Below are 12,895 nucleotides of genomic sequence, written 5' to 3'. Positions count from 1 at the left end.
TTGACATGCCTGTCGGGATTACTCTTTAAGCCATCTGCCACATCGCCTCCTTTACTTGTGGCATGATAGCATCCTGGTAACTCTCGTGACTACAAGATTATCACGATATATGATGATCCATAAGCGTTAAGGTATCCCTTTCGTTAATGGTCGTCGTTGAGAGCTCCGTGTCACCGCCGAGGTGCTTACAGCTCCCCCAGGGGGCGGGTCAACTCAAAGGCGGTCATTACCGGATCGGGATACCAGGCCGGTGGTTCACCGCAGTAGACCAGGCGCCCCCGGGTAAGGTCGATGACCACCAGGGTGTCGTCGACGGGATAGCCGTACAAACGGTGATCGCCCTCGCCCCAGATGTGGACCAGCCGGGCGCGTTTGAGCAATCCGCGCAGCTCGACGTTCCCCGGCACCTCGCCCCGCCAGTCGGCGAAGGAGGGGGGCTTCTTGCGGGCTCGGGGCTTCGGTGGTTGGAAGTTGAGGGCCAGGGACTTGACGCGCTCCTCCAGCTCGGCGGGCAGCTTAACCGCCAATTCATCGTTCACGCTGTAGCGTTCGGTCATCGGGTGCCTCCTGATTGTATCTCGTATTGAGGGGTTCGGCTCGGCGCTACAGCCCCAGTTCGTCCAGGGCCTTGGCGACGGCGCGTTTGATGCGCTCGTCGCTGATGGTTTCTCCGCCTGGTTTATCGGCGTCTCGCGGCGTCAGGGAGGAATCCCAGGCCAGGCGCTTGCGGTCGGTCAGGTGGCGGGCGCTGACGTTGTCGCCGGTCGAGGAGCCGCCCCAGGCCCCGGGTCCCAGAGTCAGGCTGGGCTCGAGGTTGGTGGTGGCGCCGACGGCGCCGAGGGCCGAACAGGTGTTGACCAGCACCCGGCAGACGGGCTTCTCGCGGGCGAAGGCCTCGACGACGGCGCTGTTGGCGGCGTGGAGGGCCAGGGTGTGGCCCATTCCGCCGTAGCGCAGCAGCTCGATGCAGCGCTCGCAGCCGGCGCGCCAGCCGTCGACGACGTACCAGGCCAGCACGGGGCAGAGTTTCTCTCCGGAGAGGGGGTGGTCGACACCGACGCCGTCCGGCTCGGCGAGGAGGACCCGGGTGTCCGCCGGGACCTCGAGGCCGGCGGCGGCGGCGATCTGCCGGGCCGTGCGGCCGACGGCGGCGGCGTTGAAGGTTCCTCCGCCGAAGAGGTAGTTGGCCAGGCGGACGGCTTCAGCGGCGTCGAGGAAGTAACCCCCGGCGGCTTCGGCGGCGGAGCGCAGTGCGGTGGCGAGCGGCTCGTCGACGACCAGGGCCTGCTCGGAGGCGCAGACGGTGCCGTTGTCGAAGGTCGTCCCGCGGAAGATCTTGTCGACGGCGTCGACGGGATCGGCGGAGCGGTCGAGATAGACCGGCACGTTGCCCGGCCCGACGCCGTAGGCGGGCTTGCCCGAGGAGTAGGCCGCCCGCACCAGGCTCAGCCCACCGGTGGCCAGGATGACGTCGGTCAGCTCGTGACGCATCAGCTCCCGGGTGGCGGCCATCTGGGCCAGGGACAGGCAGCCCAGGGCGCCGGCGGGGCCGCCGGCCGCCGTCAGGGCGTCGCGGCAGATCTCGACGGCGCGCCGGGTGCACGCGACGGAGCGCGGGTGAGGGCTCATCACCACGGCGCAGCCGGCCTTGATCGATATCAGGGCCTTGAAGATCGCCGTCGAGGTCGGGTTGGTGCAGGGGATGACCGCCGCCACCACACCGACGGGCACGCCGTAGGTCACCACACCGCGGGCCGGATCGCGCTCCAGCACGCCCAGGATGCGCTGTTCGAGCAGTGCCGTCGTCAGCGTCTCGCTGGCCAGGCGGTTCTTGGTTTCCTTGTCCTCGACGACGCCGAAACCGGTCTCGCGCACGGCGGCCTCGGCCAGCTCGCGTGCCGCCGCGGCTGCCGCGGCGCCCATCGCGCGGACGTAGCCGTCGAGTTCGGCGGGCTCCTCGCGGGCCAGGGCGTCGGCGGCCCCGCGGGCCCGGCGCAGCAGCTCCCGGGCCTCGGCCACGGCTCGCAGGTCGGCGTCCACGGTTTTCGTCGCCTCCTTGTCGGCGGCGGTCGGGCGATTGTTATTCTACGTCGCAGCGGCCCCGGGCATTCCCGGTGGTTTTTCTGTGTCAGTCCCGACGCTGGAGCAGCCTGCCGATCTCGAGCTGCTTGATCAGCCGGTTGAGGTAGCTGCGCTGGATGCCCAGGGCCTCGGCGGCCCGGGTCTGGTTGTTATCGTGGGCCGCCAGGGTCTTGGCGATGAACCAGCGGCGGAAGTTGCGCTGGGCCTCCTCGAGGGTCTCGCCCTCGAAGATGGCCTCGCGGGCCTTGCCGCGGACGTGGGTCGGCAGCATCTGCGGTAGCAGCCTCTCGCCGTCGTTCAAGACCACGGCGCGCTCGAGAGCGTTCTCCAGCTCGCGGATGTTGCCCGGCCAGGCGTAGTGGTAGATCACCTCGAGGGCCTCCGGGGCGGCGCTGAACATCCGTTTGTTCATCTCGAGGGAGAATTTTTTCAGGAAGTGCTCGACCATGGCGGGCAGATCCTCGCGGCGCTCGCGCAGCGGTGGAACCTCGATGGCCACGACGTTGAGACGGTAGTAGAGATCCTCGCGGAAGCGGCCCTGTTCGATCAACTGCTCCAGGTTGCGGTTGGTGGCGGTGATCACCCGCAGGTCGACCTTGACGGTGCGGTTGGAGCCCAGGGGTTCGAACTCCTGTTCCTGCAGCACCCGCAGCAGCTTGGTCTGCAGCTTGGGCGCCATGTCGCCGATCTCGTCGAGGAAGATCGTCCCGCCGTCGGCGTGGGCGAACTTGCCCTTCTTGTTGGCGCCGGCGCCGGTGAAGGCGCCCTTGGCGTGGCCGAAGAGCTCGGTCTCCAGCAGCTCCGAGGGGATGTTGGCGCAGTTGACGGTCACCAGGCGGCGGTTGTAGCGCCGGGCGGCGCGGTAGACGGCCCGGGCGACCAGGCCCTTGCCCGTGCCGGTCTCGCCCCGGATCAGCAGGGTGGTTTTGGTATCGGCGACCTTGTCGATGATCTGGAAGATCGGCGCCAGGCTGCCCTCGCGGCCGACGATGAACTCCTCGGCGGCGATCTGCTCGCGCAGTTGGGCCAGCTCCTCGCGGCGGCGGCGGTACTCCTCGGCCTGCCGCAAGGCGTAGGCCGCCTGGACGGCGATGGCTTTGAGGAAGCACTCGTCCTCTTCGCTGAAAGCCCGTCCGTCGAGCTTGTTGACGGCCTCGATGGCCCCGATGACCTCGTCGTCGACCATCAGCGGCACGCAGAGCAGGCTCTGGGTGGTGGTGTCCGTCTCGGTGTCCACGCCGGCGAAATGCCGCGGATCGTCGACGGCCGAGGTCAGATTCAACGGGCGCTGGTTGATGACCACCCAGCCGGCGATAGAGCCCTCGACGGGGACCCGCAGCGGCAGGACCTTGTCGGCCTGGGGGCCGGTGGCCATGGCGAAGCGCAGGTGGCCGCCGTCGGGCTCCAGGATCAGCACCGAGGCCGCTTCGGCCTCGATGACCTCCTGGGCCGAGCCGATGATGGCCTCGAGGAGCTTGCCCTCCTCCCGGGTGCTGGCGATGGAGGCGGTGGCGGCGAAATAGCGTTCCAGGCGCGGTGTCTGTCGGGTCATGGTGCCGGGGTTGGGGTGAGCGGCCGTCGTCGGGTGTCTAGGATAGTATACAGACGCAGCCGCGGCCGGTCAAGCGCCCGGCCTTGTCAAGCGTCGAGTCGGTGTGGGCGCCTCATCACGGGCTTCGTCGCGCGGATAACCGACCCGCCCGGTGCCGGTTCCCCGGCGCATGGAGCGCAGCGAACCGGGGCGCCGGCGACGGGGCCGTCGCGGACAAGGCTTGACAAAGAGGCCATAATTGCCTACATTCTAAAGCACTTAAGCGTTATACTTCCACCGATGGTTTTTGTTTGCGTCGGCGGGTAGAGGGGCGGTTGGATTTCATGCGGCCACCTCCGATCCGGGTTCGGTTGGACCCCCGGGCCCCGTCGGTTACGGGGCCGTCCCCGCAGCGGGAGGAATCGGATGACGAAACTGGCGCAATGCGATGAGCTGGCGCGGCACTTCAAAGCCCTCGGCCACCCCACCCGGCTGCGGATCGTCGGCCTGTTGTCCCTGGGGATGCGCTGCGTCGAGGAGATCCGCCGAGAGCTCGGACTGAAGCAGCCCAACATCTCCCAGCACCTGGCCGTGCTGCGACAGAACGGCATCGTCAACTCGGAACGCGACGGCAACCGGGTTTGCTACTCCCTGGCCAACCCCGACCTGATCAAGATCATCGTCTCCCTCGGCAACTGCATGGGCGTCGGTCAGGATGCTCCCGACGCCGGATCCTAAAGGGCGGGACGTGGGCGAGAAAAAAACCTACAAACAACCCCGGTCCGGCGGCGACGTCGTCATCTACCGGGAAAGCGCCTTCTCCAAGGCCACCTTCCTGATAACCGTCTTCGTCACCCTGGGACTGCTGGTCGGCGTCGTGCTCAGCCTCGGCGAGCTCGACACCACCCGAGGGCTGGTGCTCTTCGGCCTGTTCGCCCTGCTGGCCTCGGCGGTGCTGTTTTTCGGCGTCAACCTGACACAGTTGACCGTCACCGTCACCCAGCGCCGGGTGATCCTGGCCTTCGGCCTGTTCCGCAAGAAGCTGCGCCGCAAACACCTGCGCGCTGCCGAACCCGCGGTCATCCAACTCTCCCAGGCCCGGGGGCTGGGACGGCGACGCGGCCGCGACGGCACCTACTACTGGGCTACCGACGGCGGCCCCGGGGTGCGCCTCGAGGTGCGGGAGTCCGACGAAAAAGAATGCGAGTTCTACGTCTTCAGTTGCCGGGAACCCGCCCGCCTGGTCAACATCCTGGACATCGAACCCCGGGAATGACCCCCCCGCTGACCTAACGGACCAACCAACGGGGCCGCCGGCCCCGTTGGCTTATCCCGCCGTTGAAAAACAGCCCCCGGCCAACCCGTGATACCGCCGCCCGCCGGAACTGGCACGGTTTTTGCATCTCGGCGCCCGTTAGGACGAATGATAACGGTCCGCCTCCGCAAAAACCGTGCCAGTTCCGGCGGGCGGCGGCGGTTAGGTGTGCAGCGGGGGCTGTTTTTCAACGGCGGGTGTTTGCCGGTGGTGGATGGTGACAAAGAAAACGGGAGGACCGCAGGGCCCACCCGTAGAGCTGCTAGCGGCGGATCGGCGTCCTACAATCCTCCGCTGAGGACCAGTCCCAGGACCCAACCCGCCGCCGCCGCCAGCAGGCCGACGATGACGGTCAGGCCTTTCAGCCGCAGGTAGTGCTTGCGGTGTTCTGCTCCCTGGAGTACGGCGTTGATCTTGAGCCGTTCGGCCTCGACGCTCTCGTAGCCCTTGAAGATCCAGACGGGTCCGGCGGCGGTGGTGATGCGGGAGAAGCCGCCTTTGTCGAGGAGCAGCGGGGCCTTGTTCGAGTAGACGACGTTGGTCAGGCCGGGGTACTCTCGGCGCAGCTTGTCGGCCAGTTCGAGACCGGCGGGGTGGTAGACGCCGCGGTAGCGTTCGGCGAAGTCCGCGAGTTTGCGTCGGATGGCGGCTGCTTCGGCTTGCAGGGCGGCGCCCTCCTCGTCGCGACCCGGCTCGAGGAAAAAGACGTCGCTGAGAATGAGGTCGGGTCGCTCCTCCTCCAGGGCCGCCAGCAGCTCAGCGGGCTCGTAGAAGTGGCGGATATCGAAGCGTTCGCCGTGGCGCTCATCGAGGGCGAGGTGGTTACGTTCCTCGTCGTCGATCAGCCAGACGCAGGGGCGTTTATCACCCTGTTTGTCGGCCATCTGTTACGCCTCCGTGGTTGGTCCTGCAAACGGGCCGCTTTTGGTGCTAGAATACCAAGGGCGTAAAAGACTGTAAAGGAGACCGCGACGATGCGCGTGGTGTTGGGGATCGATCTCGGGGGGACCAACCTGCGTCTGGGGCTGGTCGATTCCCGGGGGGTGGTCCTGACGGAGCGTCGGCTGACCCACCGTGACGGCCTGAGCCCCCTGGGGCTGCGCGATCGACTGCTGGACGACTATGCCGCGATGTCCGCCGAAGCGGACGGTGAGATCGAACTCGTCGCCCTGGGCGTCGGCGCCCCCGGTCCGCTGGAGCGTCCGGCGGGACGGATCCAGGGGGCGGTCAACCTGAGCGCCTGGCACGACGTCCCGCTGACGGCCCTGCTCGAGGAAGCCTTCGAGGTCCCCGTCGAGTTGCTCAACGACGGGACGGCCTTCGTCCTCGGCGAGGCCTGGGGCGGCGCCGCCGCCGGTTGCGACGACGTCCTCGGCCTGACCCTGGGGACCGGCGTCGGCGGCGGGGCGCTCCAGGACGGCCGACCGTTGTTCGGGGCCCACGGCAACGCCCTCGAGTTGGGCCATCTGCTCGTCGATCCCGCCGGCCCGGTCTGCGCCTGCGGTCGTCGCGGCTGTCTGGAGGCCTTCAGCTCCGCCGGAGCCCTGCGCCGTCGGGCGACGGAGCTGGCCCGTTCCGGTGAGCTGGCCGGTCTGCTGGCCGCCGCGGGCGGTGAAGCGAAGAATATCAACTGTCGTTTGCTGGCCGATTTCGCCGAGGCCGGTGACGAGGTTTGCCGGCGGTTGTTCCGCCGGGCCGGCCATTGGCTCGGCGTGGGCATCGCCCGAGCCCTGACCCTGATCGACGCCGACCTGGTGGTCATCGGAGGTGGTCTGGCCGCCGCCGGGGAGTTGTTCCTGCCCGCCACGCGCGAGGTGTTGGCCGGGGCGCTCTTCCCGCCGCGGCCGCGGCTGAGGCTGGTCCGGGCCGAGCTGGGTTGGCGGGCGGCCGTCATCGGATCCGCCGCGGCCGCCTGGGGCGTTTTCGTCGCTGATAACTGAATACCAGCGGATGATCCTGTCACACACGACGACGCCGCGTTTCACGGTCAAGTCGTCGTCCAACAAGGCCTTATATTAATCACACCACCGTCAGCAAAGGAGATGGGAGATGGGTTTCTACATCGGGGGCGGGCTCAGCCTGCTGATCGCCGTCGTCGGCTTCTTCGTACTCGGCGCCGCCAAGCGCAAACGCGAGAAGATCATCGGCACCGAGACCTACAGCGCCAAGGAGATCCGCGAGGTCTACCAGACCACCCAGGACGAGATGCTCGAGGGCGAGTTCAGTTTCCCCTGCGAACTCAAGGGTGTCATCAAGGCCGACGATCCGGTCACCGCGCCGATGTCGGGCAAGCGCGGCGTGTGGTACCGCTCCGTCGTCGAGCGCCAGCGCCAGGAGACCCGCTGGACCACCGACAACAAGGGACGTCGGCGCAAGCAGGTCCAGCAGATCTGGGAGACCGTCTCCGACGAGACCGATCGCAGCGATTTCTACGTCACCGACGAGTCCGGCCGGATCCCGGTGCGCTCCGAGGGGGCCGAGATCATCGGCGCCCACGTCGTCTACGACCGCTTCGAGAAGGAGCCCGGCTACGGCGAGAACCGCGTCCTCGGCTACCGCAAGCAGGAATGGCTGGTGCCCCTGGACGTCCCCGTCTACGCCCTGGGCCACGTCACCGACCGCGGCGGCGCCCTGGCCATGCAGGCCACCGGCGGTGATGACGACCGCTACATCATCAGCCTGAAGAGCGAGCGCGAACTCGTCGAGGGTCTCGAGGGCCGGGTCAAGCTCTGGCGGGTGCTGGTGCCCGTGCTGGGCGTGATCGGGGCGGCCTTGATCCTGCTGGGCGTTTTCGATCCCTGGGCCTGATGTGGTTGGCCGAGTGATTGCCGATTCCTCTCCCAGGACCGGCATTATTGCTCTGAATCGTGGACGGGAGGACCTTGAGGTCCTCCCGTTTGTTTCCTCGATGCGATGAAAAAGGGCGACGGAGGACGTTTATCCCCCACAAAGTGGTATCGATGTCTCTCTGTGTCCCTCTGGGGAGAGGGTGTCGATCAAACCGACTTAAAGTCGGCCCCAGCGAATGGTTATTCTGCCGGCAGGACGGGCGACCGGTGACTCAGCGCCCCTGTGTTTTAACATCCCCCCGATGTGGGGCAGCGGTTCGCACAACCGCCGTATCCGCCCCCGCGGCCTAGTACCCCCGGCCGATGTGGACCAGGTTGACCAGCTCCCGCCCCGAGAGGTAGCGCCGCAGGTTGTCGTTGAACAGCGCCGTAACCTTGCCGTACATCTGCCGGGTCAGGCTGGCCGTGTGCGGGGTGATGATCAGGTTGGGCGCCTCCCAGAGCGGCGAGTCCGCCGGCAGGGGTTCCCGCCGGGTCACGTCGAGGGCGGCGCCGTCGAGGCGGCCCTTCTCCAGCGCCGCGATCAGCTCTCCCTCGTTGACGGTCCCGCCGCGGCCGACGTTGATCAGCAGGGCGCCCTTGTTGACCGCGGCCAGCTTCTCGGCGTCCAGCCAGTTCTCCGTCGCGGGCAACAGGGGCAGGCAGTTGTAGATGATGTCCACGCCGCCGAGGAACTCCTCCCAGTCCCCCGGGCCGAAGACCCGCGTCGCCTCGCGCACCAGGCGCGGGACCTTGACCATCGCCCAGACCTCGACGCCGAAGCCCGCCAGCCGGCGACCGATCTCGACGCCGATGCTGCCGAAGCCCAGGATCCCCGCCCGTTTGCCGCAGAGCTCCGTCTGGCGCAGGGCCACACCCTCGCGGCTGTAGACGCGCTCCCGCTTGCGGCACAGCGGCAGCTCCAGCCGCCGGGTCAGCGCCAGGGTCAGCGCCAGGGCGTGCTCGGCCACCGCCACGGAGTGCAGCCCGTGGGCGTTGGTCAGGATGATCCCCCGGTTGGCGATCGCCTCGAGGGGGATGTGCTCCATCCCCGCCCCGGCGAGCTGAACCCACATCAGGTGCTCGGCCGCCCTGAGCTTCTCCTCGTCGATCGACCAGCCGAAGAAGACGTCGGCCTGGGGCAGCTCATCGTAGAAATGGGCCCGGTCCCGGCTGGGCACCACGGTGATGTCCGGAACCCCGTCGCCGTCCAGGTCCGAGCCCCCCGTCAGGGCGATGGACCGGCGGATGTCGGCGACGACCCGGCGCTGGATCTCGTAATCCGAGCTGACGAAGACCAGAATCCGCTGGGGGGTGCGTCCGATGTCGTACATCGCGTCTCAGCGCTCCTCGAATGCCGTTGGTTGATCGGTGAGGGGGACCGCCCCGTCGGCGTTGCGCTCCAGGGCCACGGCCACGACGCCGCCTTCGGCCACCACCACCTCCCGGGGCAGGTAGCCGTCGCAGCGCACGTAGATTCTAGCGGGGAAGCGCTCCTCGTTCAACTCCAGGGCGAAGGTTCCGTCGGGGCCGCTCTCGGCGCTGTGCCGTACCGGATCGTAGCCCGGCGGCACCGCCAGCGGCCAGATGGTCACCTCGGCCCCCGGCAGCGGGGCGTTGGTCGGGGCGTCGTAGACCGTCCCCGTGACCGCCGGCTCGGCGCCCGCCTCGCAGAGCAGCACCAACGCCGCCGCCGCGCCGAAGCCCAGGGCGAAGTAGAGCAGCAGACGGTACCAGGGTGTTTGGGGGGGCATTAATCGTTACTCTGTCGTCGTAGTAGGAAGATAGACGGGTTTCAAGGGTATCTGGCGTTGGTACTCCGGCTCCAGCTTCTCGTAATGCTCGAGTAAGAGTCTTGTGAACTCCAAGCGGTCGAGAAGGGTTATCGGTCGGTTGGAGCGTTCTGCCTCGATACGGGCATCCTTGGAGAATCCACCGAAGGAGACGAAAAGGCCGCGGTCTTCGGACTGTAGGATGCCGATAAAACTGCGGATCATGTTGCTGTCGGCTGCACTCTCGCGCTTTTTTACCTGTACTTTTATCCGAGGCTGTTCCAGGTGGAACGGATCGGGGCCGGCCAGGATATCAACGCCGCGATCAGGCCCCTTGGCGCTTTGGGTGACGTAGTAGCCCATCGCCCGTAGTAAAGCAGCGGTAAGATCCTCGAACTCGTAACCGTCGAGGCGGGCCAGCAAGTCTCCAATTAGTTCGTCACTTCGAGCCTTAACATCCTCATAGTAGTCGATTGCCGTTTCGTCCTCTTCCTCTTCGGGTTCTGGTTGGTCCATTTCTGTGGCTGCTTGACCCTCGGCCACCGCCAGTAACTCTGGAAGGATTTTCGTTACTTCGAAAAGTGTTGAAATCGCACCAAGAGTATTTCGGGCGGATTGGGAAAGCAGGTCTCGATCCGCCCGTCGCCAGCTCTCCACTCTGCGAATATGCGGGTATTCGCCTTCATACTCGTCGATGGCTTTCGGATCGTATTGGTATCCATCGGCCGCTTGCCCGATCAAATACTCTCGACTGGCGGGTAGATAGGTAACGAGATAATCGCCCGGCTCGATCTCCTTGGCCAACCTCCACAATTGGCCCGCCCAAACTGCGATCTGCATTCTTTTTGCTTCTGGAAACCGTTTCTTTAATGCAGATTTTACAGCCAGTAGGTCATTGTAGTCATTTATATCATCGAGATCATGGCCAATGGCAACCAGTTCTTTTTCTTCGAATTGGTCGGCCAGAATCGCATCCCTGCCGGCACGCACCATCCAAGCTCGTTCAGCCATTGCTTTTCTCCTTCTTGTGCACCCAGCGCAGGTAGGCCTCGATGAAGGCCTCGAGGTCGCCGTCGAGAACGGCGTCGACGCTGCCCGTCTCACAACCCGTACGGGTATCCTTCACCAGCCGATAGGGATGGAGAACGTAGTTGCGGATCTGCTGACCCCAGGCGATCTCGCTCTTGTCGGCCTTGGAGTCGGCCAGCTCGGCCTCGCGCTGGCGACGGTAATGATCGGCCAGGCGGGCCCGCAGGACCTTCATCGCGTAATCACGGTTGGCGTGCTGGCTGCGCTCGTTCTGGCAACTGACGACGATGCCGGTGGGTTTGTGGGTGATGCGCACGGCGGAGTCGGTGGTGTTGACGGACTGGCCGCCGTGGCCCGAGGCGCGGAAGACGTCGATGCGCAGGTCGGCGGGGCTGATCTCGAACTCGACGTCGGTGTCCAGGTCGGGATAGGCGTAGAGGGCGGCGAAGGAGGTGTGACGGCGGCCGGAAGCGTCGAAGGGCGAGATGCGCACCAGGCGGTGGACGCCGATCTCACCCTTGAGGCGGCCGTAGACCAGCTCGCCGCGGACGGCCATGGTGACGGATTTGAGCCCGGCCTCGTCGGCCGGGGCCAGCTCGAGCAGCTCGACCTTCCAGCCGCGCTGCTCGCAGTATCGCACGTACATCCGGTAGAGGATCTCGCACCAATCGGCGGATTCGGTGCCCCCGGCGCCGGGGTGCAGCTCGACGATGGCGTCCTCGTCGTCGTACTCGCCGGACAGCAACGCCTGGGCGGTCAGCTTCTCGGCCCGCCGGGTCAGATTCTCCAGACCGTCGACGACCTGGCCGAGTTCGTCATCGTCCCCCTCCTCGAGGGACATGGCCCCGAGCTCCTCGAGGTCGGAAAGCTCGGCACGCAGCCTGTCGGCCCGCTCGAGCTCCTCCTTGAGGCGCGAGGCACGGGCGGAAAGCTTGCCCGCCGCTTGCGGATCGTCCCAGAAGTCCGGGGCGCTCATCCGTTCATTCAGTTCCGCCAACCGCTCGCGCTTGGTCTCGGGGTCAAAGGCACCCCCAGAGGTCGGCGACGGCGAGGCGGGCGCGTTCGGCGGTTTCGGCGAAGTCGCTCATCTATGGGCTCCCGGAGAAGGTTGGCTGCGAGTGGTCAACCGTGGTTGGAGGCCGCCGGCGACCCGGGAAAAACCGCCCGACGCTTTCTCCCCTACGTCGCGGCTGGGCCCGGGCCGGAACTGGCACGGTTTTTGCATCTCGGCGCCCCGGTGGACTGGAGGACGGTTCCGCCTCCGCAAAAACCGTGCCAGTTCCGGCCGCCCGAGGTTCGGCGTTTGGCCGGACGAATCCCGCGGCGGTTTTCCCGGGTCGCCGGGGCGAATGCTAATCGTAGGCCGTCGTCGGCGGTTTTTCAAGTCGGATCGCGGGGGTTGAGCTGCCACGCATCCAATCCGGCGTTGGTATCGACTAGAGCGAGAGGGTCGATTGTAGCACAGGGCGGGGACGGGTATTGCTGAAGCGACTCGGCGGTTGATTGTTGACAGCAACCCGGCATTTGACTAACCTGATTATTGTAGTATACCGTTTATCTGTCCCGTGAAACGAGTCGAGGAGTGATTGACCGCTGGGGGAGGGCGATGATGAAACGTAGCTGTTTACTGCTGCTGTTGGCGGTGCTGGTCGGTTCCGGCGCCGCGGGGCGGGGTTTGGGCCTGCATCCTGAAACGGCGGACGAGTTGATCTACGAGCAGCCCTATGTCGATCCCGAGTATGCTGTGGGCGACTACGGTTCGATGCTGCTGGCCGACGACGTCACCCCGTCGGGCGAGTGGACCGTCGACGGCATCCGTATCTGGGGCTGCTACCTGTCTTCGCCGCAGGACTTCGAAGTGCGGGTCTACTCCGACAACGGCGGGATGCCAACCGGTGGTGACGTGCTGCAGTCGGTCACCGTGCCGTCGTCCGCCGTCACTGTTACCTATTACGAACATTTCGAGTACGAAGGCGACGAGTTCGGCGTCTATCAGATCGATCTGGAGCTGCCCGGGGCTATCGTCCTCGACAGTGGCGAGACCTACTGGCTGGTCAGCGTGTTGAGCGGGTCCGGCATCTTCCTGCAGATGGTCAACCGCTACGCCGACTACAGCTACGGCCTGCCGGCCTGCTGGAGCGCCGACGGCGGTCAGAGCTGGATGCGCTGTGATCAGCAGTTCGACGATCAGTACAGCGCGATGATGGAGCTCTACGGAACGGCGGAGCAGGCCGTCGAGCCGCTGTCCTGGGGCGCGATCAAGGCCCTGTATTGAACGGTGAACGGTGCAGTGGGTCGCCGGAGCGTTCTGCACGGCGCGCCGGCGACTGGTATAATC

At 66.2% G+C, this 12,895-nt stretch carries 13 protein-coding genes; 5 read left to right on the top strand and 8 right to left on the bottom strand.

Annotated features, from left to right (window positions below):
• Positions 1–185 precede the first annotated feature (185 nt).
• The 3 genes from GF399_04315 to GF399_04305 form a co-directional block, all read right to left on the bottom strand.
• Positions 186–557, bottom strand: a complete 372-nt coding sequence (locus GF399_04315; GenBank protein ID MBD3399538.1) for a hypothetical protein — start codon at positions 555–557, stop codon at positions 186–188.
• 46 nt (positions 558–603) lie between these two features.
• The gene (locus tag GF399_04310) at positions 604–2,040 is read right to left on the bottom strand and encodes an aldehyde dehydrogenase family protein (protein MBD3399537.1); all 1,437 of its coding nucleotides are present in this window, start codon (positions 2,038–2,040) and stop codon (positions 604–606) included.
• 88 nt (positions 2,041–2,128) lie between these two features.
• Positions 2,129–3,634, bottom strand: coding sequence for a GAF domain-containing protein (locus tag GF399_04305; protein ID MBD3399536.1), 1,506 nt, complete (start codon positions 3,632–3,634; stop codon positions 2,129–2,131).
• A 405-nt stretch (positions 3,635–4,039) separates the two neighbouring features.
• Here GF399_04305 and GF399_04300 point away from each other — a divergent pair, with 405 nt between their 5' ends.
• Together GF399_04300 and GF399_04295 are read left to right on the top strand one after the other, a co-directional pair.
• A complete protein-coding gene (locus GF399_04300) occupies positions 4,040–4,351 on the top strand; it encodes a metalloregulator ArsR/SmtB family transcription factor (protein MBD3399535.1) in 312 nt (103 codons plus the stop codon).
• Entirely contained in the window at positions 4,329–4,889 is a 561-nt protein-coding gene (locus GF399_04295; protein ID MBD3399534.1) for a DUF3093 family protein, read from the top strand. The genes GF399_04300 and GF399_04295 overlap by 23 nt, the downstream gene beginning before the upstream one ends.
• Positions 4,890–5,209: 320 nt before the next feature.
• Here GF399_04295 and GF399_04290 read toward each other — a convergent pair whose 3' ends face one another.
• Positions 5,210–5,812: a hypothetical protein gene (locus GF399_04290; protein MBD3399533.1), complete on the bottom strand. Its 603-nt coding sequence runs from the start codon at positions 5,810–5,812 to the stop codon at positions 5,210–5,212.
• 90 nt (positions 5,813–5,902) lie between these two features.
• Here GF399_04290 and GF399_04285 point away from each other — a divergent pair, with 90 nt between their 5' ends.
• Together GF399_04285 and GF399_04280 are read left to right on the top strand one after the other, a co-directional pair.
• A complete protein-coding gene (locus GF399_04285; protein ID MBD3399532.1) occupies positions 5,903–6,868 on the top strand; it encodes an ROK family protein in 966 nt (321 codons plus the stop codon).
• A 109-nt stretch (positions 6,869–6,977) separates the two neighbouring features.
• Entirely contained in the window at positions 6,978–7,736 is a 759-nt protein-coding gene (locus tag GF399_04280) for a hypothetical protein (protein MBD3399531.1), read from the top strand.
• A 328-nt stretch (positions 7,737–8,064) separates the two neighbouring features.
• On the opposite strand, the gene GF399_04275 is transcribed toward GF399_04280, so the two are convergent.
• From GF399_04275 to GF399_04260, 4 genes are read right to left on the bottom strand one after another with little or no spacing between them, the layout of a single operon-like run.
• Positions 8,065–9,090, bottom strand: a complete 1,026-nt coding sequence (locus GF399_04275) for a hypothetical protein (protein MBD3399530.1) — start codon at positions 9,088–9,090, stop codon at positions 8,065–8,067.
• Between the two features lie 6 nt (positions 9,091–9,096).
• Entirely contained in the window at positions 9,097–9,510 is a 414-nt protein-coding gene (locus GF399_04270; protein ID MBD3399529.1) for a hypothetical protein, read from the bottom strand.
• A gap of 6 nt (positions 9,511–9,516) precedes the next feature.
• Positions 9,517–10,539 (bottom strand): restriction endonuclease, encoded by a 1,023-nt coding sequence (locus tag GF399_04265; protein MBD3399528.1) that lies wholly within the window; start codon positions 10,537–10,539, stop codon positions 9,517–9,519.
• A complete protein-coding gene (locus tag GF399_04260; GenBank protein ID MBD3399527.1) occupies positions 10,532–11,554 on the bottom strand; it encodes a peptide chain release factor 2 in 1,023 nt (340 codons plus the stop codon). The genes GF399_04265 and GF399_04260 overlap by 8 nt, the downstream gene beginning before the upstream one ends.
• A 612-nt stretch (positions 11,555–12,166) precedes the next feature.
• Between GF399_04260 and GF399_04255 the strand changes: the two genes are divergently transcribed.
• A complete protein-coding gene (locus GF399_04255) occupies positions 12,167–12,832 on the top strand; it encodes a hypothetical protein (GenBank protein ID MBD3399526.1) in 666 nt (221 codons plus the stop codon).
• Positions 12,833–12,895: the final 63 nt, after the last annotated feature.

Source organism: Candidatus Coatesbacteria bacterium, from assembly GCA_014728225.1.
Lineage (GTDB): Bacteria > RBG-13-66-14 > RBG-13-66-14 > RBG-13-66-14 > RBG-13-66-14 > WJLX01.
This window is presented reverse-complemented; position numbering and strand designations above follow the sequence as displayed.